Source organism: Ligilactobacillus animalis KCTC 3501 = DSM 20602, from assembly GCF_001434535.1.
Lineage (GTDB): Bacteria > Bacillota > Bacilli > Lactobacillales > Lactobacillaceae > Ligilactobacillus > Ligilactobacillus animalis.
Genome location: NZ_AYYW01000014.1, coordinates 83,469 through 104,405 on the forward strand (window position 1 = coordinate 83,469; position 20,937 = coordinate 104,405).

The following is a 20,937-nucleotide window of genomic DNA, read 5'->3' on the forward strand; positions in this document are numbered from 1 at the left end:
CTGGATGGTATCTTAACTTGATACTGTCTTAACTATACGCTAGTTGCTTAAATTTGTTTATAAATATGCCTTAAATTTAGTTTAAGAATCACTTGTTTGAACTTGAGTGATCAATTTTTTGACTAACTGTTGAGTTGCTTGCTCTTGTAACTCTTTGAGCACATTCTCCCGTTCGGTGCTAGACATTGTTGGGTTTTGTTGCAATTTCTGCGCTAATTCTTGTTGAATTACCTGGGAAATATTTTCCTTGAGCTCGGTGTCATGTTCTTTGAGTAATTTTTTAAGCTGTTTAGCTTGTTTAGTGCTCAAAACAAACCAATTATCAGTCAATTTGAATTCATAAGTTCGATGTTTGAGACGATCATTATTGTCTAAAATGCCAAAGAAAAGCTCGGAAAGGCCATTTTGGTAGACATAACGCTCTTCAGTTACGACTAATTGCGGAGTTTTGCCAGTTTGCGAGTATTTGGTAGTCGTATCAGTCGTTGGCGTTTGGCGCAATTTCTTCTCATCAGAAGAATTGTGGTAGAGATAAACTCTTTCTGACTTAGTACCAAGTGGTTGGTACAGCAATACATCGAGGTGATCGGGGACTGAAGAAACGAGTTTTTGTTTTTTGGTGACCGTTTGAACTTTCATCCCCCAATTATAGGAATCATTTAACACGATCGCACCGGTACAGAGCACCATGATCGCCAATGACAGTAAAGCATATAAAACGCGATGCTTAAGGGTAGGTAGGACTGTAAAACAAAAGAAACTGATCGTGGCTAAAACTAAAATAATGATACTCATTTACTTAGCCCCCTTTTTAGTGATCGTGACTTTAGGTGCATTATTGCCCTTCTTTAAGAAGAAAGCAAAGAACAATGCGACAGCCGCAAAGAGGATCGAAATAAAGAATGCAGCATGATAACCATTCAAAACAGCCCCAGTAGCGAGGTCAGCATATTTGAGCGGTGTTTGGACCAAAACACTGTGGGCTGGCATTGAGTTTTTGGTGACCGAGCTCAAAACGGAGATCAAGATCGCAGTCCCGATCGAGCTTAAGACTTGGCGGAAAGTATTGTTGACCGCCGTCCCGTGAGAGATCTTATTGAACGGTAAGACATTCATCCCTGAAGTCGTGACGGGCATCATTGTTGCGGAGATCCCAAACATCCGGATCGCATAAAAGACGATGATCAACATGATCGAGGTCTCTTTAGTGATGAAAAGAAATGGGATCGAGCCTAAAGTCAACATCGTCATCCCGGCAAGCGCCATGAATTTAGCTCCGTAACGGTCAAATAAGCGTCCCGTGATCGGTGACATGATCCCCATTGCTAGAGCTCCGGGTAATAAGATCAAGCCAGAATGAAAGGCGGATTCGCCGCGAATATTTTGGATGTAAAGTGGGATCACCATTTCTGAACCAACTAAAGCCAAGTTAGCCACCCCACTTAAGATCGCAGCCAGGCTAAATTCACCATATTTGAAAACTGTGATGTCCAAGAAAGGTTCGTCCATTTTTAATTGGCGCCAACAAAAGAGAACAACAAAAATCGCCCCGACAGCTAGATAGACGAGGACGTAGAAATCGCTCCAGCCGTCGTTACCAGCTTTAGAAAAGCCATATAATAATGCTCCAAACCCGATCGTTGAGGTGATGATCGAAATGACGTCGATCTTTTGATGGGTGTTAGGCACCACGCTTTTCATAAAGAAGAAGGCTAAGATGATAACGGCGATCACGATCGGAATGATCATGCCGAATAATTCACGCCAAGTCCAGTTATCGACGATCCACCCAGAAAGTGTTGGCCCTAAAGCTGGTGCAAGCCCGATCACAAGTCCGACCGTCCCCATAGCAGCTCCACGTTTTTCCGGGGGAAAGATCGAGAGCATGATCGTTTGAAGTAACGGCATTGAAACGCCGACCCCGATACCTTGGATCAAACGACCGGCGAGAAGGACTCCAAAATTTTGGGCGGTAAAGGAAACGACTGTCCCTAGTAAAAAGGTCAACATCGCCCAGAGATACATCGTTTTTGAGCTGAAGCGGTTGATCAACCAAGCTGAGATCGGGATCATGACCCCATTGACCATCATAAAACCAGTCGTTAACCATTGAACGGTTGCCGTTGAGATCGAAAAATCCTTCATGATCGCAGGAAAAGCAGTGTTCATCAAGGTACTATTCAAAAAAGTACAAAAAGAACCGACCATTAAAACTAAGACCAATAGATTACGATTATAACTATTGCCATTGATGTCGGTCGGATGTGTAGCATTATTCAAACAAGTTCACTCCTTTATTATTTTAGATATTATTTTCAATTTATGTGCGTTGCCTACTATAAACCTTATTTACCAACTTTGTCAAGATAGTTGACAAATCGCCTAAACAATATAAAATCTAAAGTAGGAAAATTATTTGCGAGGGGGAAGAAACTTGAAAGAGACGAAGCATAAGATGCACAAACCCCACTTTATCCATGACATTCGGATCGGGATCGGTGATATGTGTAAGATCACAGGGGTCACAGGGCGGCAATTGCGCTATTGGGAAGAGCGTGGTTATATCAAGTCGCTAGCTGATGAGAAGAATTCAGTGCGTAAGTATAGCTGGGAAATGTTGTACAAAGTCGGTTCGATCAAAGTTTTTATCGATGAGGGTTATACTTTAGCCAAAGCCGTAGAAAAATCTGAATTGCGTGAAAAAGAAATGGCGATCATCCGCAAATTTATGGCAGCCAATATGCATGGCGTGGAGATCACGGATGAAGAAAAACTCTACGGACAGTTAGATCTAGGGCAATGTGAAGGTAAAAAGATATACGGTGTTGTCGATGAAAATGGCAGTCATTTGGAATTTGGTGAAGGGTAATGTTTGTCCATCATATTGCAATCATTTGTAGTGATCGAGCGCAAGCAGTTGATTTTTATGTCGACAAATTAGGCTTTAAGATCGTATCTGAGCATGTTCGTCCCGAAAAAGATGATATTTTGTTGAATGTAGCTAAAGATGGGCTAGTATTGGAGTTATTCATCAGGCCCAATGCACCAAAACGTGTCAGTGGAGCTACTGGAGAGGCAAGGGGTTTGCGTCATTTGGCTTTCAAATGTGACGATGTTGCAGCGGAAAGGAAGCGTTTGTTGGCGTTAGGCGTCAAATGTGAGCCGTTGCGGCGTGATGACTTTGATGGTAAGTTGATGACCTTTTTCTTTGATCCCTACGGCTTGCCCCTCGAATTACATGAATAGAAGGAATCGTAATGGTAGAAAAATTAAAACAATATCCAGTCACAGCTATTACTGTGGTAGCAATGGTGTTGATAACATTATTATTAGGTGATCTGGCTTGGTTTAGAAAATTAGCAGTAGTCTTATTGACCTGGTGGGTCGGAGTAGGCTTTGAAAAACCGGTCAATGAGATGATCGTTCAAGAAAAATTAGGAAAGCTCATGGGCAAAGGCTTTGTTTTGATAGCAACAGCAGTTTTTGCGGCCGTAGTGACCTATGTTCAAATAAGATTTTAAGAGTGTGAGACAATGCGGTCAGCGCCGTATGAATAACGCGGAGAGCCCCATAATGCGTACTTTGCATTGTGGGGCTCTCCGTGTTATTTACTAGGCGTTGCATTGTCGAACACGTTTCAGCTACATAGCTTGGATGCGTATTTTGCCCGCTTAAGCTAACTTTCAGACCGTTTGCCTATCATTACCGACCATTTAGGCGTCTTTAGCGAAAATCAGCCTAATATTTGCTAGAATTTAGCTAAAGGAAGGGGGAAAGCCAAAATGAAAAGTAAATTTGAGATCGACCCTAAATTACCCGAAGAATGGGCCGAATTTCATGTGCATGAATTGACGGCCAAGTTACAACAAGTCATCCAATTACTTGAGCATGATGAACAAATTTGGGGCTATGCTGATCAGATCGTTAAGCCGTTACCTTAGCTCAGATCATTTCCTTAAATAGCCAAGCTGGTAAGGTCTATGCTATCACCGAGCACGGTAGCTATCAGATAAAGAAGAAATTGTATGAAGTGGCTGAACTTTTATCCCCGGATTTTGTTAAGATCAGTCGCAGTGAATTTGTTAACTTGAATTATTTAGATCATTTGGAATTGACTGTGCAAGGAACGATCGCTTTAAAACTAAAAAATGGTACTACGACCTTTGTGGCTAGACGTTGTGTCAAAAATCTCAAAGAAAGGCTAGGGATCTAAGATGAAAATATTTAAAAAGATAATTAATGCTAGTTGCCTGGGGATCGCGATCGGGGTGATCTTATCCGTCATCTTTTCCAGTATTTTGGGGCAGGGAGAATATATGCCCTCAACGCCAACGTTTATGGAACTATTTACGACCCCAGTTAGAGCGATGGCAAGCTCGATCATTTTGTGGGCTCTAATGGGAAATGTTTTTTATTTTTCCGGATCGATCTTCAAACAAGAACAGTGGAGTTTGCTCAAGATGTCGCTCCTTCATTATCTTGTGACATTGATCTGCTTTTTCCCGTTAGCTTATCTGGCGGGCTGGTTTCCTCATAATATTTTGTGGATCGCTAGCTTTTTACTGATGTATACGGGAATTTATCTCATTATTTACCTTGGAAATTATCTTTCCACATGGTTAGAGATAAAAAAGATCAATCAAAAAATCAAATAAAAGCCTAGTCCTAAGCGGTTTTATAGCCTACTTAGGGCTCTTTATATCAAATTTAATTTATTTTACAATATTAGTTGACTCTATATATTATACGTCATATAATATTAGTGAAGTTAAGATATAACAGGGAAAAAAGAAAGGTGGGAAAAACCGCATGGAAATCAAAGTAACAGCTGATCTATTAGATGGTTTGGTCTTAGCCTTGTTAGAAAGTCAAGATTACTATGGATATGCGCTGACACAAGATATGCAGCAAGCGATCTCGATCTCAGAATCAACGATGTATCCGGTCTTACGTCGCTTACAAAAGGCAGAATATGTGACCACATACGATGCGCCTTATCAAGGACGCAATCGTCGTTACTACAAGATCACTGAGAGCGGGGAAAACCATTTACAACGTATCAAAAAAATGTGGAATGATTATAAGGAAAGTTTAGATGCTGTCTTTGCCGCAGCGGATAAGCGCAAGCAAAATGCACAAGATGAGGAGGGGCAACATGAATAGGGAAAAATATCTGGCTGAATTAGAAGAATACTTACAACCTTTAACGCCAGAAGAACGTGCCGATGCCATTATGTTTTATTCAGAATTTATCGATGATGCAGGGTTAGAGACCCGCAGTCAGATCGAAGAACGGTTAGGCACACCACGGCAATTGAGTCGGAAAGTCTTAGCTGATTATTCGATCAAGACGACCGATGAAGAAGTCAAGTATCAACGCACGGCGACCCCACAGTCAAATGTGAAGATGATCTGGTTGATCTTACTAGCTTTATTAGCTTCACCATTCCTCTTAGGTTTTGGTGGGATCATGATCGCAGTGTTGATCGGGATCTTAGTCTTACTGGCAGGGTTAGTTTTTGGCGCTGGCGTGCTCTTATGCGCCGGTGTAGTTGTAATGGGGCTCTTGATCTATATCGGGGTCGCAATGCTATTTAGCAGTTGGGCAGTCGGGCTCTTTTATCTAGGCTTAGGGCTGTTAGCCTTAGGGGGGCTTTTAGTCGTTATCCCGCTAGTCTATTGGTTGATCCGCTTGATCTTGCAAGGGATCGCCAACTTCTCCAAGTATCTCTATGATAACTTGAGTAAGAAACGCAAAGAAAAAGGAGGCAGTGACCATGAAGAAGACATTTAAATTTGGTTGGTTGATCTTAGCTATCGGTGCCGTGATCGCAATTGTGGGCGCTGTGTTCCACGGCGTTAAGGCAGTCGAATTCGATGGCTTAAAGGTCCAAGCCGTTAAAAAAGATAGAGATATTCAAAAGACGTATGCTAAAAAAGAATTTGATCGGATCGAGATCGAAAATGGGTCGGGTTATTTTGCGCCGGTCGATCTTGATATCAGACAAGGCTATGATTATAGCGTTTCTTACAGTGGAAGTTCACGCTTTGAACCAAAGATCAGTTATCAAAATGGAACATTGAAGATCATTCGGGGGCGTAATATATCTGGTACAGTGAGCTTTGATTTTACGGATCATCGCACAAAGATCGATAGCAAATTAGTCATTACGGTACCCGAAAATGTAAAATTGAGCACGTTAAAAGTTGAAGGTATCTATAATAACCTCGACTTGGAAAAACTAAATGTTGGAATGCTAGAGCTTGACTTAAATCACACTAAAAAACTTGAATTAAATGAAGTGACGGCAGAAAGAACAGACGTTGATACTGGTATTGACGCTGGTCAGATCATCAACTCTAAGCTCAACAATGGTAAATTAGAATTTACTGCAGAGGCTGATCTAGACCTAGTGGTTTCAGGTGGTGAACTAAATAACATCAAAGTCAAAACAGAAGGTCGAGGCAGAGTCTACTATAAAGACGGGCTAGTCTTGAATGGTGGGAGTACACAATTAGCTGACATCGAATACGGTTATGAGTATAGCGATGATGAAAGTGATAGCGAAGATGTTGATGACACCGAGCCAAGTCCAGATCTTGATGCCGATACGATCACAGTCAAGGGTAAATATGAGATCAAAAACACAAATGGTGCGATCCGTGTCGGCAATGTAACAGTACAAGGTTACCGTTTGACCAACAAACATGGTAAAAATACATTACATGACCAACAACAGACAAATGGTGGTACACTAGAAGAAAATGCAGATCAAGCTGATGTCTTGACTTTAGATAATCAAACCGGCGAAAATACGGTAAAGTAAATCAATTAATTGAAAGGATGAAGTTGCGATGGCAAAAACAAAAAAAGAATTAACAAAATCAAATGATAAAGTAGTTTCAGGTGTCTTTGGTGGTGTCGCAGAATACTTTGGCTGGGATAAAGCGATCACCCGGATCATTGGTGCGATCTTGATCATTTTCCCGGGAAATATTGTTCTTGGTTTATTGATCTACTTCATTGCCGCTTTAGTTATACCTGATGCACCAAGTAATGGTCGTAAAGATTCACACCATTCAGAAGATGATAGTGTGATTGAAGGCGAATTTAAAGAAAAATAATGTTAAGTAATAGAGCTTCGCTGGTCGGATAGATCAGCGAAGTTTTTTTCTATTTTTAATTTTTTATTCAAAAAAATAGGTATAGTATTTTAGACAATTCCTCGGTATCATAAAAATAAAAAAATGACTGAGGTAATGAAAATGACATTTTATACCTTACAATATCTTCAAAATCAACGTGAGGTAAATCAGTTGGTGATCTATACCTTAGCTGCGATCGGTTTAGTTATATTATTGTTTGCAGTTTTGATGTATTCACGCAATCGTTTAGATACTAAATACCGCGATATCAGTATCATTATGTTACTGGTGATGCTTTTCTTGTTTGGCTTAGGCTACAGTAATTATGAGCAACACCGTACGCAAACATTAACGACTTCACAGGTCCAACCATTTTTACGTTCGGTTGCACGTGAAGAAGGTGTCAGTACAAAAGACGTGGCTGTCAACAGTCGTAGTCTTGCGGATGGGATCATCGTGAAAGTCAAAGATAAGTACTATCGGGTCGAATTAAGTGTCGATCGTAACAGTTATAAGTTGGCCCGGACGCATTTGATCAATAAAGATATTACGATCCAATAGGGGGATTTTAACGTGGAATTTTATGGACCGATAATTGGCAAATTTATTTTAGGGATGTTATGTATCATCTTACAGATAAATATTGTTGGTAAACGAAATTTAGCCCCAGTGACAGCACTCGATCAAGTACAAAATTACGTACTTGGTGGGATCATCGGGGGGATCATTTATAATCAAGATATTACGGTGCTACAGTTTTTGATGGTGCTCATCATTTGGACTTTAGTGGTGATGGTCTTGCAATTTTTAAAAAATCATAATCGCTTAGCCAAGGTGATGATTGATGGACGCCCAGCGATCTTAGTCAAAAATGGCAAGCTCGACGTGGAAACTTGTTTAAAACGCGGGGTGACGGCCGATGAATTGATGTTTAGATTGCGGGTCAACGGGATCTATGAGTTAGCGCGGGTCAAACGGGCCGTTTTGGAACAAAATGGCCAATTGACAGTGCTCGAATACGGTGATGATGAAAGTATTCGCTACCCCTTGATCAGTGATGGGATCATCAATTACGATATTTTAGAAATGATCTCACGGGATGAAGCCTGGCTTGATGAGCAATTGCAAAAGAACGGCTTTAAGAGCAGTACAGAGGTCTTTTTAGGCGAATACATCAGTGGTAAGTTACATTTTGTGGGTTATCCAAAGAAATAATTAGCAGTTTTTAGCTAATAGGTTTAGAATAGTCCTAGTGCTATACTAATAAAGTAAGTCTGCTGAAAGAAGGATGAATTATGCCATTAAATGAAATTAATTTGGCCTTAGGACCAGAAAAAATGTTGACGACGATCTCAGACCGTTACGCTGACCGGAATTTTTTACTTTATCGTGCATTAGCCAATAAAGATGGATATTTGCTCGTTGATATTTCCGGTGAACATACAGTGTTTGAATCTGGTTTGAATTATCGCGTCTTAAAAGAGATCGGTGAAACGGATTGGGACGGCCTACTAGAATTGCGGTATGTGACTTTAGATACTGATCAACAAAAAGTTTTCAATGCAGTTGTTGATTCTTGGAACAACAAAGCTGCGCGTCCCCTTGGGTTGAAGGCTTCTAAAGTGTTGATCTCTTTGAAAAAGGATTTCCAATTCCTCTTGTTGAATGTCTGGGAAGATGAACAAGACTATTTGGCTTGGAATAATTCACCTGAAAATAAATTAGCGCAATTTGGACACGATGGTAACCGTGCCCCAGTAGATAAGCTCTACATGCGCGTAAGATAAGCTACACAAGAATATGAGATATGACAAGGGATCCACTGTGATACAAAAATATGTATCACAGTGGATCCCTTGTTGCATAGCCTGTTCATAGTCGTGCTCCAGAATGCAGCCTCTAGAAAATAGCAACACCCCAACTTTGAGGTGTTTTTTGCCTCGGAGTTGGGGTGCAGTTATTTCTACGGAGCTGAGCGCAATCCTCCGCACTGTGATTAGTCTTCGTTGATGTGTTCTTCTACTTGCTTGAAGATCGTGATGATGTGGTTGTCGGCTAGCGTGTAGTAGACGTGTTGCCCGTCATGCTTGCTGGAAACTAGTCCCGTTTGGCGCAAGATCTTTAATTGATGTGAGACCGCTGATTGCGTCATGCCGATCGCCTCGGTGATCTCATTTACTGTAAGTTGTTTTTCAAATAATAAATACAAGATCTTATAGCGAGTCTCATTGCCAAATGCTTTGAAGATCTGTACACTGGCTTCTGTTTCCTCCTTTGAAGGGAGATTTAAATCATTATCCATCATAATATTCACCTTGTGTCTTGCTAGAGTTAATAGATTTCCTAACTATTATAGCAAAACTATTTTTAAATTGAGTGGTTGAATAAAAATTAAAATTCCGCTAGACTTGTACATACGAAGCAAAAATGTCTTAATAAATTTATCATTATGGAGGGGAATATGGAGATCTTAAAACCACACTTGAAAAACTATTTGGGTGCGATCATTGGTGCGGTCATTTCGATCATTGTGGCTGCAGGTGCATCTCTATTGCAACCGCGTATCCTACAATTTATCTTAGATAATTTATTAAAAAATGATCGCCAGGCAATGTTCAATTACGGGATGATCTTGATCGCTTTAGCGGTGATCGGGGTGATCGCTGGGATCTTGAATGTTTATTTTGCCGCTCGGGTCGCTCAAGGCGTTACCAGTGATCTGCGGGAGGAGACATACCGTAAGATCCAAACATTTTCTTTGAGCAATATTGAAAAATTTTCGGCTAGTACCCTAGTCGTCCGTTTGATCAACGATATGAATCAAGTGCTAAATGTTGTGATGACGACCTTTATGCAGGTTTTACGGATGCCGATCATGATCATCGGGGCTTTTGTGTTGGGGATCGTCACTATTCCACGTTTTTGGTGGCTACAAGTCGTGATGTTTTTAGCCGTTGCTTTAGTCATCGGGCTGACTTTCCCGCAATTAGGTAAGATGTTTGATCGTTTCCAAAAGAAATTAGATCGCAGTAATACGATCGCTAAGGAAGCGATGCAAGGTATTCGAGTGATCAAATCTTTTAACCAACAAGAAAACGAAGAAGAACGTTTTGGTGAAGTTTCAGATGAGATGAATGATCTAAATATCAAGATCGGTTATGTGTTCTCCTGTTTATTGCCAGCCTTTTTCTTAGTCTGCAATGTGGGGATCACGGCAGTCGTTTATTTAGTTGGGATAAATGTAGAAAATAACCCGGGTGAACTGGCAGCGATCACTTCATATATCGGGTATCTGATGCAGATGTTATTTACATTAGCCTTTGGTGGGATGACGATGGCGATGTATGCGCGTGGTTTTGTTTCTTTGGGCCGAATAAAGGAAGTTTTAGATACAAAACCAGATTTAACATTTGATCCAAATGCACCAGAAGTAGAGCTTGATGGGACTGTTGAATTTGATAATGTCTCATTTGCTTATCCTGGGGCTGAAAATGAAACGCTCAAAAATATCAGTTTTAAAGTTGCTCCAGGTGAATCGATCGGGGTCATCGGGGCTACTGGCTCAGGGAAATCGACCTTAGCTCAGTTGATGACTCGTTTATACGATCCGACTTCTGGGGTCGTTAAAGTTGGTGGGGTCGATCTGCGTGAGGTAAATGAAGGTTCATTGCGTAAGGCGGTATCACTAGTCTTACAAAAAGCCTTACTCTTCTCAGGTAAGATCTCAGATAACTTGCGCCAAGGTGATCGGAATGCTACCACTAAAGATTTTAGATGGGCAGCCCGGATCTCACAGGCAGCTGAGTTTGTGGAGCACTATGATGATCAATATGAACATCCCGTTGAAGAGCGTTCGGCGAACTTCTCTGGTGGGCAAAAGCAGCGTTTGTCGATCACGCGTGGGGTCGTCGGTAAGCCAAAAGTTTTGATCTTGGATGATTCGACCTCGGCTCTAGATGCTAAGTCGGAAAAACGAGTCAAAGAAGCGCTAGAAAAAGAATTGACGCAGACGACGACCTTTGTGATCGCAGAAAAGATCTTCTCCGTGATGGATGCTGATCGGATCATGGTCTTAGATCAAGGTCAGATCGTAGCATTGGGATCGCATCAGGAGTTATTAGCGAATTCACAGGTCTACCGTGAAATCTATGAGACGCAACGTGCTAAAGATAAGATCGAGGAAGGGGAGCTGTAAATGAAGGATTTTAAAATTGCCTGTGGCTACTTTTGGAAGTATTTGAAGCAATATTGGCTAGCTGTGACAATTATGATCGTTTTGACTTTACTAGCGACCTTTTTCCAAGTGATCGCACCGATCTACATGGGAAATGCGGTCACGGCTTTGACTAAGTATGTCGCTCAATTAGCTGACCCAGTGACACGTGCGAGTGCCTCAATGGCTGCTTTTTATACGGCATTGAAATTGATGGCACTGTACTTCTTATTGAATGTGTTAGCTCAATTCATTGCTTGGATGATCATGTCTAAGTTTAATGCGGACGCAACCAATGGCATGCGCAAAAACTTATTTGCTAAATTGCAACGTATGAAGATCCGTTATTTTGATACGCATCAAGACGGGAAGATCTTATCGTTATTTACGTCAGATATCGATAATATCTTCAACGCTTTGAACAATGCGGTCTTTGAGATCGTTTCTCAGGGGGCACTTTATATCGGAACATTGATCGTGATGTTTTCGATCAACGTCAAACTAGCTTTGATCACTGTAGCCTCGACACCATTTGTGCTAGTGATCGCTCTAGTTATCATGTCAAAGGCCCGAAAATATTTAGATGCCCAACAAGATGAGATCTCAAATCTAAACGGTTATGTCAATGAACAGATCAACGGTGAACAGGTCATTTTGAGCAACGGTCTCCAACAAGAATCGATCGCTGGGTTTAAAAAATATAACCAGCGTGTTAAAGATACGATGTTTAAAGGTCAATTCTATTCCGGTCTCTTGTTTCCTTTGATGCAAGGTCTGTCATTATTGAACCTAGCGATCGTGATCGTTGGGGGGATCTGGTTGATCGTGGCGGACTCGATGAATACAGCGACTGGTCTAGGCTTGATCGTGATGTTTGTGCAATATTCGCAAACCTATTTCCAATCACTGACACAATTGACCTCGATCTACTCGATGATTCAGCTGGCATTGACCGGTGCGAGACGTTTGGCTAAAGTCGAAGCCCAAGCAGAAGAGGATCTAGTTTTGGACGGTAAAAAGCAGGAGGGCTTACGTTCAAAAGTAGCTTTAAATGATGTGCATTTTAGCTATGATGAAGGTAAAGAGATCTTGCATGGGATCGATCTGTCAGTAGATAAAGGTCAGATGTTAGCCTTAGTTGGACCAACGGGATCAGGTAAGACGACGACGATGAATCTTTTCAATCGCTTTTATGACGTTGATTCTGGGTCGGTGACTTTTGATGGAGTGGATGTACGCGACCTTACACTCAAGTCATTGCGTTCAAAAGTTGGGATCGTATTGCAAGATTCGTTGCTCTTTACCGGAACGATCGCCGATAATATCAAATACGGCAAACCAGATGCTAGTGATGAAGAGATGATCGCCGCGGCTAAACAAGCACAGATCCACGATTTCGTCGTTAGTTTGCCCGATGGATATGCAACTAAAGTCAGTGATGAGCAGTCGATCTTTTCAACGGGGCAAAAGCAATTGGTAAGTATTGCGCGGACTTTACTGTCTGACCCTGATTTCTTGATCTTAGACGAAGCGACATCTAACGTTGATACGGTGACGGAAGAAAAGATCCAACAAGCAATGGATGCAGTCCTAGCTGGACGCACGAGCTTTGTGATCGCGCACCGCTTAAAGACGATCGTCAATGCCGATAAGATCGCAGTTCTACGCGACGGTAATGTGATCGAGCAGGGCAGTCATGCAGAGTTGATCGCCCAAAAAGGTTTCTATTACGATCTATATACAAACCAAATGGTGCTGGATTAACGAACACAGTGCGCAGAAAAGCGGGTAACTCCGTAAAAATCATGTATCCCACTTTTGAGACCGTTTTTGTCTTGAAAGTGGGATCTTTTTATTTCCGGGGAAATATTGATTTGAGCGTATCAATTGTATTTTTGCTTACTTTCCGTCAGACTAGATGATATGAAAGTACGAGGTGAAAGCGATGATCCATTATCAAGATGTAGGGATGAAATATGGTGAGAACACGATCTTAGAGCATATCGATCTTGAGATAGATGCTGGGGAATTTTTTGTGCTAGTGGGTCCCAGTGGTAGTGGTAAAACAACGCTCTTACGGATGTTAAATCAACTGACGATCCCCACTCAAGGCAATATTTATCTAAATGACAAGAAGATCAAAGAGTATGATAAGCAAAAATTACGCCTAAATACTGGATATGTGTTACAAGATAGCAGTTTATTCCCAAATTTGACACTGGAAGATAATATCACGATCCAACTCGAACAACTCGGAGTAGGCAAGGAAAAACGCCGGGCGCGAGCACATGAATTGTTGCGAGCGGTCGAACTTGATCCTAAAGTATTTGCCAAACGTAAGCCAGCTGAACTTTCAGGTGGCCAAAAGCAACGCGTGGCGATCGTCAGAGCTTTAGCCACTAAGCCAGACTTAGTTTTGATGGATGAATCATTTAGTGCCTTAGACCCTGTGTTGAGGCGCCAGTCGCAGGATCTGATCTTAGATCTGCACCAAAAATTAAAGCCGACGATCGTTTTTGTGACACACGATATGCAAGAAGCTTTGCGTTTGGGTGATCGGATCGCTGTTATCCATGCGGGACATTCACAACAAGTCGGCACACCTACGCAGATCATGCAACATCCCGCCAATGAATTTGTAAAGGACTTCTTTGATCCTGAATGCCCTCACTTTTGGAACTTGGAATATTTATTACAAACTACGTATCCGACTAAGATCGCAGATGCTAAATATGCGATCGAGCTCGAGAGTTTTGATGACTTATTGATCCAACTGCAAAAAACGCCTGAGTTGCAATTCACGTATCAAGCCCAGACTTATCAGATCACCTATCAAGCGCTCCTGGCTTATCTAGCAGAACAAGGGGGACGGAGCTAATGGCAAAATTATTTGAAACGCTCAGTGTGCAACGCACTGAGATCTTACAGGCACTGGGGCAGCATTTGACGATCTCACTTATTTCATTAGTGATCGCTATTTTGATCGCAGTTCCTTTAGCGATCAGTTTGCGTGATCGACCATTTTGGGGCGAGGCTGGTTTGCAGGTAGCTGGGATCATCCAAACGATCCCCAGTTTAGCGTTATTAGGGCTCTTGATCCCATTAGTTGGCATTGGAACGCTCCCAGCTGTGATCGCTTTGACGTTATATGCGATCATGCCGATCTATCAAAATACGTATGCAGGGCTGAAAAATGTCGATCCCAATTTAAAAGAGGCTGCTCAAGCATTTGGGCTTTCACGCTGGAAACAACTGCAACGGCTCGAATTTCCGTTAGCTTTACCGTTGATCTTATCGGGGATCAGGATCGCCTTAGTCATGGTCATCGGTACGGCAACTTTAGCTGCTTTTATCGGTGCTGGTGGCCTAGGAAGTTATATCATGCTGGGGATCCAGCAAAATAACAATGATTATCTGCTGATCGGGGGCATCTTGTCGGCAGCTTTAGCCTTTATCTGTAGTGGTCTTTTAAAATTTATCGGCAAAAATTCTCGTCGGATCTATGCAACTTTGGCGCTCTTAGCTCTTTTGGGAGCAGGCGTTGGTGGGGTAAGAGTATACGAAACTTTACAGCCCAAGCCCGTTAAAGTCGTGATCGCCGGCAAACTTGGCAGTGAACCCGAGATCTTGATGAATATGTATAAGGAATTGATAACCCAAGCTGATCCTAAAGCCGAAGTGACATTAAAACCTAACTTTGGTGGAACGACATTTCTGTTCAAAGCACTGCAAAAGGGGCAAGTTGATATCTATCCTGAATTTACTGGGACAGTCTTAGAGGCGTTGGTCGATTACGATCAAAAGACACCTGGTGATCCAAAAAAGACCTATACGCTAGCGCAAAAGCAATTATTAAAGCAGTATGATCTGCGCTATTTAAAACCGATGGCGTATCAAAATGGTTATGATCTAGCAGTGACTAAGGAATTTTCGCAAAAATACAATGTGACTAAATTAAGTGATCTGGCACGGGTCAATGATAAGGTCCATGCCGGCTTTGATCCCGATTTTTCCAATCAAGAAGATGGTTATTTGGGCTTAAAGCAAGCCTATAATTTAGATTTTGGCAAGATCTCGGTCATGGAGCCCGCCCTACGCTATCAAGCGATCGCGCAAAAGAAGGTCAATTTGGTCGATGGATATACGACTGACCCGCAAGTGCGCCAATATGATCTAGTGGTGCTAGAAGACGATAAGAACTTTTTCCCACCGTATCAAGGAGCACCGTTGATGAATGAAAAATTTGCCAACGATAATCCTAAAATCGTACAAAGTTTAGAAAAATTAGCTGGCAAAATCACGACTAAAGAGATGCAAGAAATGAACTATGAAGTCAGTGTTAAGCATCAAAAGGCCAGTGTAGTCGCCCATAAATATTTAGTCGAACATGGACTGTTAAAATAAGCGGGATACAAAGAGGGTCTACCATGATGACTTTACATCATGATAGACCCTTTTATTATTTATATTTTACTTTTTACGCATGAAATATCCGATCAGACCGATGACTAGGCCTAACAAACTAAAGCAGACCCACCCAAAGCCGAGCTCAAAGAATGGGAAATAAGTTTGAGCAAACTTGAGCAGTGTTTGGACTAGCACAGTTTCTTTTAGCCCAGCTGGCAAAACATTCAACATGTCAAAGAAAGCAGGGATCAAAGTCAGAAATGTCGTAGTTTTGTAGACCAAAGCGTAATTGTTGAACAATGGTGAACAAACACCTAATAAGATCAAAGTGATCGCTAACGGGTATAAAAACATCAAGACTGGTAATGACCAAGCGATGATTGCATCAAGTCCGAGGTTAGCGATCGCAAATGATAGCAAGCAATAGACCAGTAAGATCGCTTTATATGAAAAACGACTGAATAGTTGATGGAAGGCTTGGGAACAGGCGATTGCAAGCCCCATTGAAGTCGATAAACAGGTGATCGTCGTCAAAGTCGCCAACAATGCATCACCAAAAACGCCCATATAGTGATGAGAGATCTGCGTTAAAGTGATCCCACCGTTTTCTGCCAAGCCAAAAGTCGAGACGCTTTGCGCTCCTAATAAGATCAAGGCAATATAGATGATCCCGATCGAAAGGATCCCAAGTGAACCACCTTTAGCAGTTGCCAAAGCGATATCTTTTTTATCCTTCAGACCAAATTGGCGAACGGCCGTAACGACAGTGATCCCAAAAGCGATCGAAGCCAAAGCATCCATCGTGTTGTAGCCCTGGAGAAGCCCCGAGGTCAAGGCGCCCGTCAAATATTCCTTAGTGATCGGTGCACTCGCAGCTGAACTGAGCGGGCTGATAAAAGCTAGTAAAAAGATCACAAATAACATTACTAAAAAGACAGGGTTGAGCACCTTACCGATCAAAGCGGTGATCTTACTTTCTCGACTAGATAGAAAGTATACCAATAAAAAGAAGATCGCTGAATAGATCAATAGGCCTAATGATTGCTGATTTTGTGGAATATGTGGTGCAAATCCGATCGTAAAGGGAACGGTCGCCGTTCTAGGGGTCGCAAAAAATGGTCCGATCGTAGCGTAGATCAAGATCATAAAGAGTAACGCATAGCTGTGCCCGACTGGACGCGCTAATTCATAAATGCCACGTGATTGCGTGATACTGATCGCTAGTAGACCTAAAACTGGTAGTAAAACACCTGAGGCTAAAAAGCCAACTGCAGCGCTTAGCCAGTGGCCCCCAGCCATTTGGCCTAAATGAACGGGAAAGATCAGGTTGCCAGCCCCAAATAACATCCCAAAGATCAAAGAGCCGATCATTAGATAATGTCTGAAAGTTAATTTCTTACTGTCCATAAAATCCTCCTATACTATTTATAAAAAAAGTCCTCTCAGGTCAAGGCGGCCAGACAGGACACAAGTAATATTTAACTTTTAAGCTACATTATTTTTGCTTAAAAGTCAAAGTAATTCAAATAGTTGCATGGTGAAATTAAAAATGCTACACTGTAATTGAAAATATGAACATATATTCATAAGTTTAGAGGTGAGAATAATGAGGGAGATCATTTCCGCAAACAAAAATAAAATTATTCAGATCGTAATTACAATTTTGCTATTTTTAGTGGCACATTTGCCAAATTTAAGTACTGGACTGGAATTTGCTATTTACCTAGTGGCTTATCTGATCATCGGGTTTGGTGTGATCAAAGAAGCGATCGAGCATATCTTTCAAGGTAAATGGTTCGATGAGAATTTTTTGATGATGATCGCAACAGTTGGAGCTTTTGCTGTCAAACAATATCCCGAAGCGGTCGCCGTGATGTTATTTTATGCTTTAGGTGAACTCTTTGAAGATATTGCAGTTGAGCGTTCACGCGCTTCGATCACACAATTGTTAGATATTCGTCCAGAATATGCTAATTTAGTCGCCGAAGATGGCAGTGTAACTAAGATCGCGCCCGCACAAGTCCAACTTGGTGAAGTGATCAAGATCAAACCAGGCGAACGTGTACCTTTGGATGGTAAAGTTATTAGTGGAAGTGCATATTTAGATACGGCTGCGTTGACGGGTGAATCTGAACCGCGCTTGGTCGAAGCTGGAACCCAGATCTTGAGCGGTGCGATCGTGTTAGACAGTGTTCTCGAAGTTCAAGTGACCAAGCTGTATGGTGAATCAACGGTCGCTAAGATCTTGGAATTAGTTGAAAATGCAAGTCAAAAGAAGGCGCCAACGGAAAAATTCATCACCAAATTTGCGCAAGTCTACACACCGATCGTGGTCGGAGCTGCGTTATTATTGGCGATCATTCCACCGCTATTTTTTGGCCAGCCATTTAGCGAATGGTTCTATCGGGCATTGATCTTTTTAGTGATCTCATGCCCATGTGCGTTAGTCATTTCGATCCCTCTGGGCTTTTTTGCCGGGATCGGTGCCTCATCTAAGGCTGGTGTTTTGGTCAAAGGGAGCAACTACTTAGAATTATTGACGCAGATCCAGACTTTAGTGTTTGACAAGACTGGGACTTTAACAGAAGGCAAATTCCGGGTCGAAAATGTCTATCCTAATGCAGGTATCAAAGAAGCTGAATTAGTTGAATTGGCAGCAATCGCCGAGATGCATTCACCGCATCCGATCGCGCGTTCGATCGTGGAGTATTTCCCAGGAAAATTACCGACCGAAAAATTAGCAACTGTAAAAGAAGTGGTCGGTCAAGGGATCAAGGCTGTTTTTGCTGACCAAGAATTATTGGTCGGTAAAAAAGCTCTGTTGAATGAACACGGGATCGCGTTGGCAGAATTACCAACAACAACTACGGGTACACTAGTCTATGTTGCTTATGCTGGCAAATATTTGGGCTGCTTAGAGATCGCTGATACGCTCAAACAAACTTCCGCAACAACGCTAAAAGAACTCAAAAAACAAGGGATCAAGACGGTGATGCTGACGGGGGATAGGCAAAAAACAGCGGATGCGATCGCGTCTAAATTGGCGATCGACACGGTCAAAGCAGAACTTTTACCGCAAGATAAGTTGACTGAAGTTGAAAAGTTACAACAAGCTCAAACTAGCAAAGTCGGCTTTGTCGGTGATGGGCTAAATGATACCCCTGTTTTGGCGAGTGTTGATGTTGGGATCGCTATGGGAGCTTTAGGCTCTGATGCGGCGATCGAAGCAGCGGATGTTGTTTTGATGCGTGATGATCCAGCGGCGATCTTACGTGTTTTAAATATTGCGCGTTGGACTAAAAAAATCGTTTGGCAAAATATCTGCCTAGCTTTAGGAATTAAATTTGTCTTTTTGATCTTAGGTGCCTTTGGTGACGTAACGATGTGGGAAGCTGTGTTTGCGGATGTTGGGGTCACTTTGATCGCAGTTTTGAACGCTTTGCGGATCATGCGTAAATAACACACAATACTAAATAAACCGATCTGACTAGTATCTGGCTGGTCAGGTCGGTTTATTTAGCTAAAAACAACTTCAAATTCTTCACAGACGACTTCGAGTTCAGGCGTAAAGTCCAGCTTTACTTCGGCTAATTCATCAGTGAAGAAAGCTTGATGGACTTTACGCCAATAGGCTAGGCTCCGATCGCCTTCGCCCTCTAAATAAGCATGGCGTGCGGAAACGTTTTTAAATAATGTGCGGTAGACTTTGGTCGTTTTGGTGATGCAGATCGCCTTGTCGTTGCCATCTAAGATGATATTATATTCACCGACTTGAGGAAGGGACTCATTTTCTAGCGCATATAAGGGATAAGAAGATGTAGTAGCTGTTTTTTGCCCGCGCAAAACAAGTTTGGCTAAAAGATCAGGTTCACAGCCAAAAGCCCAAGCTTCATGAGGGGCATTGGCAAGCGTTGGATCACCGGCACAAAAGGCGTGCCACATTTCAGTTGCATTCATCGGCTAGTACCTCGACTAAATTTTTTCAAAGTATAGCATAATTTTTTGATGAATGCTTGCATAAAGATATTTTGACGGTATATACTTAGATTTATGCAAACGTTTTTATGGGAGGTGGTGCTCAGATGGCAACGATAAAAGATGTCGCTAAAAGAGCTGGTGTTTCGCCGTCAACGGCTTCACGCGCGATGCATGATAGTCCGTTGATCAGCGAAGAGACCAAGGATAAGGTGCGCCAGGCGATGAGAGAGCTGGATTATTCGCCTAATTTTGCTGCTCAAAATTTAGCTAATCAAACCTTAAATACGATCGGGGTCATTTTGCCAGCCCGCGAAGAAGCTGTGGGGGACAATCCGTTTTTTATCCAGATCATCCAAGGCTTAGCTTCGATCTGCAATGCGCACGATCAGTTAGTCTCGGTTGCGTCTGGTCAAACGACTGAAGAACTGATCAAAAATATCGAAACGATGATCAAGCGCGGAAATATTACGCGCTTCGTATTTGTCTATTCCCAAGCCAATGATCCGGTGCTGGAATGTATCAAGCAACATTCAAAGATCCACTATGTTGTGATCGGTTCACCATATACCGATAAAGAGACAACGTGTTATGTAGACAATGATAATTTCAAAGCGGGATATGATGCAACTAAATTCTTGCTGGACAAAGGAATTGCCCAAGTCGTCTATGCCCACACTAATTTAGCTGAAAAAGTACAAAATGCACGGTATAAGGGGTATTTAGCAGCTTTAGCTGAAGTTGGTTTAGCTGAATCACCGCTGTGTTTGAGTACAGTTCCGGCTGCTGAAATGCAAAATGCCCAAGCTTTTAGTAAGATAATGGCTAAAAGTAGTGGTAAAGTCGGGGTCGTAGCGTGTGATGACATATTGGCGCTTGAGATCCAGCACCTCTGTGATATTTGTGAGGTCGAGCGATCTGAACTTGCTTTGTTGGGCTTTAATAACTCATTGCTGGCTAAAACGGCACGCCCAGCCTTGACTTCAGTTGAGATCTTTCCACGCTTTTTAGGTTCCGAAGCTGCGGCGTTAGCGATCAGCACTAAGGAAAATGACAATTTAAAGCTGGAGACCGATCATGTAGTCGTACCACATAAGATCGTGGAACGAGCTTCGACCAAAATCTAAAAATCTCAGAAAAAGAGATTTTTTTTGCTTGCAAATGCAACCGATTGCATTTATAATCAATATGTAAAA

24 protein-coding genes are annotated in these 20,937 nt (G+C 42.0%); 19 read left to right on the top strand and 5 right to left on the bottom strand.

The window, feature by feature from the left end; all coding sequences use genetic code 11:
* Positions 1-81 precede the first annotated feature (81 nt).
* The gene (locus FC30_RS03215; protein WP_010689965.1) at positions 82-795 is read right to left on the bottom strand and encodes a DUF4811 domain-containing protein; all 714 of its coding nucleotides are present in this window, start codon (positions 793-795) and stop codon (positions 82-84) included.
* Positions 796-2,280 carry an MDR family MFS transporter gene (locus tag FC30_RS03220; protein WP_010689964.1) on the bottom strand — a complete coding sequence of 495 codons (1,485 nt, stop codon included), beginning with the start codon at positions 2,278-2,280 and terminating at the stop codon, positions 796-798.
* A 154-nt stretch (positions 2,281-2,434) separates the two neighbouring features.
* Between FC30_RS03220 and FC30_RS03225 the strand changes: the two genes are divergently transcribed.
* The 13 genes from FC30_RS03225 (at position 2,435) to FC30_RS03280 (ending at position 8,933) form a co-directional block, all read left to right on the top strand.
* Positions 2,435-2,869, top strand: coding sequence for a MerR family transcriptional regulator (locus tag FC30_RS03225; protein WP_010689963.1), 435 nt, complete (start codon positions 2,435-2,437; stop codon positions 2,867-2,869).
* Positions 2,869-3,246: an SMU1112c/YaeR family gloxylase I-like metalloprotein gene (gene gloA2 / locus FC30_RS03230; protein ID WP_010689962.1), complete on the top strand. Its 378-nt coding sequence runs from the start codon at positions 2,869-2,871 to the stop codon at positions 3,244-3,246. The genes FC30_RS03225 and gloA2 overlap by 1 nt, the downstream gene beginning before the upstream one ends.
* An 11-nt stretch (positions 3,247-3,257) precedes the next feature.
* A complete protein-coding gene (locus FC30_RS03235; protein WP_010689960.1) occupies positions 3,258-3,521 on the top strand; it encodes a hypothetical protein in 264 nt (87 codons plus the stop codon).
* 261 nt (positions 3,522-3,782) lie between these two features.
* Positions 3,783-3,941, top strand: a complete 159-nt coding sequence (locus FC30_RS09460; RefSeq protein WP_010689958.1) for a hypothetical protein — start codon at positions 3,783-3,785, stop codon at positions 3,939-3,941.
* A 44-nt stretch (positions 3,942-3,985) separates the two neighbouring features.
* A complete protein-coding gene (locus FC30_RS03240; RefSeq protein ID WP_235804170.1) occupies positions 3,986-4,213 on the top strand; it encodes a LytTR family DNA-binding domain-containing protein in 228 nt (75 codons plus the stop codon).
* Position 4,214: 1 nt separating this feature from the next.
* Positions 4,215-4,655 (top strand): DUF3021 domain-containing protein, encoded by a 441-nt coding sequence (locus FC30_RS03245; RefSeq protein ID WP_010689955.1) that lies wholly within the window; start codon positions 4,215-4,217, stop codon positions 4,653-4,655.
* A gap of 154 nt (positions 4,656-4,809) precedes the next feature.
* The gene (locus FC30_RS03250) at positions 4,810-5,163 is read left to right on the top strand and encodes a PadR family transcriptional regulator (protein ID WP_010689954.1); all 354 of its coding nucleotides are present in this window, start codon (positions 4,810-4,812) and stop codon (positions 5,161-5,163) included.
* Entirely contained in the window at positions 5,156-5,794 is a 639-nt protein-coding gene (locus FC30_RS03255; protein ID WP_010689953.1) for a DUF1700 domain-containing protein, read from the top strand. The genes FC30_RS03250 and FC30_RS03255 overlap by 8 nt, the downstream gene beginning before the upstream one ends.
* Positions 5,778-6,827, top strand: coding sequence for a DUF4097 family beta strand repeat-containing protein (locus FC30_RS03260; RefSeq protein WP_010689951.1), 1,050 nt, complete (start codon positions 5,778-5,780; stop codon positions 6,825-6,827). The genes FC30_RS03255 and FC30_RS03260 overlap by 17 nt, the downstream gene beginning before the upstream one ends.
* Before the next feature lie 28 nt (positions 6,828-6,855).
* Positions 6,856-7,125: a PspC domain-containing protein gene (locus tag FC30_RS03265; RefSeq protein ID WP_035447119.1), complete on the top strand. Its 270-nt coding sequence runs from the start codon at positions 6,856-6,858 to the stop codon at positions 7,123-7,125.
* 141 nt (positions 7,126-7,266) lie between these two features.
* Positions 7,267-7,707 carry a DUF3290 domain-containing protein gene (locus FC30_RS03270; protein ID WP_010689946.1) on the top strand — a complete coding sequence of 147 codons (441 nt, stop codon included), beginning with the start codon at positions 7,267-7,269 and terminating at the stop codon, positions 7,705-7,707.
* A 12-nt stretch (positions 7,708-7,719) separates the two neighbouring features.
* On the top strand, positions 7,720-8,361 hold the full coding sequence (locus FC30_RS03275) for a DUF421 domain-containing protein (RefSeq protein WP_010689945.1): 642 nt from the start codon (positions 7,720-7,722) through the stop codon (positions 8,359-8,361).
* Between the two features lie 80 nt (positions 8,362-8,441).
* Positions 8,442-8,933 carry an antibiotic biosynthesis monooxygenase gene (locus FC30_RS03280; RefSeq protein ID WP_010689944.1) on the top strand — a complete coding sequence of 164 codons (492 nt, stop codon included), beginning with the start codon at positions 8,442-8,444 and terminating at the stop codon, positions 8,931-8,933.
* A gap of 209 nt (positions 8,934-9,142) precedes the next feature.
* Here FC30_RS03280 and FC30_RS03285 read toward each other — a convergent pair whose 3' ends face one another.
* Complete coding sequence (locus tag FC30_RS03285) at positions 9,143-9,451, bottom strand: ArsR/SmtB family transcription factor (RefSeq protein WP_029507356.1); 309 nt, start codon at positions 9,449-9,451, stop codon at positions 9,143-9,145.
* Between the two features lie 156 nt (positions 9,452-9,607).
* On the opposite strand from FC30_RS03285, the gene FC30_RS03290 reads away from it, so the two are divergent.
* The 4 genes from FC30_RS03290 to FC30_RS03305 all read left to right on the top strand — a co-directional run bounded on the left by FC30_RS03290 (position 9,608) and on the right by FC30_RS03305 (position 15,763).
* The gene (locus FC30_RS03290) at positions 9,608-11,341 is read left to right on the top strand and encodes an ABC transporter ATP-binding protein (RefSeq protein ID WP_010689942.1); all 1,734 of its coding nucleotides are present in this window, start codon (positions 9,608-9,610) and stop codon (positions 11,339-11,341) included.
* Positions 11,342-13,123 (top strand): ABC transporter ATP-binding protein, encoded by a 1,782-nt coding sequence (locus FC30_RS03295; RefSeq protein ID WP_010689941.1) that lies wholly within the window; start codon positions 11,342-11,344, stop codon positions 13,121-13,123. It abuts the gene before it with no gap.
* 181 nt (positions 13,124-13,304) lie between these two features.
* Entirely contained in the window at positions 13,305-14,237 is a 933-nt protein-coding gene (locus FC30_RS03300) for an ATP-binding cassette domain-containing protein (RefSeq protein ID WP_010689940.1), read from the top strand.
* On the top strand, positions 14,237-15,763 hold the full coding sequence (locus FC30_RS03305; RefSeq protein ID WP_010689939.1) for an ABC transporter permease/substrate-binding protein: 1,527 nt from the start codon (positions 14,237-14,239) through the stop codon (positions 15,761-15,763). The genes FC30_RS03300 and FC30_RS03305 overlap by 1 nt, the downstream gene beginning before the upstream one ends.
* Before the next feature lie 66 nt (positions 15,764-15,829).
* On the opposite strand, the gene brnQ is transcribed toward FC30_RS03305, so the two are convergent.
* Positions 15,830-17,173: a branched-chain amino acid transport system II carrier protein gene (brnQ, locus tag FC30_RS03310; protein WP_010689937.1), complete on the bottom strand. Its 1,344-nt coding sequence runs from the start codon at positions 17,171-17,173 to the stop codon at positions 15,830-15,832.
* 199 nt (positions 17,174-17,372) lie between these two features.
* On the opposite strand from brnQ, the gene FC30_RS03315 reads away from it, so the two are divergent.
* Positions 17,373-19,226 carry a heavy metal translocating P-type ATPase gene (locus FC30_RS03315; RefSeq protein WP_010689936.1) on the top strand — a complete coding sequence of 618 codons (1,854 nt, stop codon included), beginning with the start codon at positions 17,373-17,375 and terminating at the stop codon, positions 19,224-19,226.
* Between the two features lie 56 nt (positions 19,227-19,282).
* Here FC30_RS03315 and FC30_RS03320 read toward each other — a convergent pair whose 3' ends face one another.
* A complete protein-coding gene (locus FC30_RS03320) occupies positions 19,283-19,723 on the bottom strand; it encodes an ASCH domain-containing protein (RefSeq protein WP_010689935.1) in 441 nt (146 codons plus the stop codon).
* 125 nt (positions 19,724-19,848) lie between these two features.
* Here FC30_RS03320 and FC30_RS03325 point away from each other — a divergent pair, with 125 nt between their 5' ends.
* Entirely contained in the window at positions 19,849-20,868 is a 1,020-nt protein-coding gene (locus FC30_RS03325) for a LacI family DNA-binding transcriptional regulator (protein WP_056938465.1), read from the top strand.
* Positions 20,869-20,937: the final 69 nt, after the last annotated feature.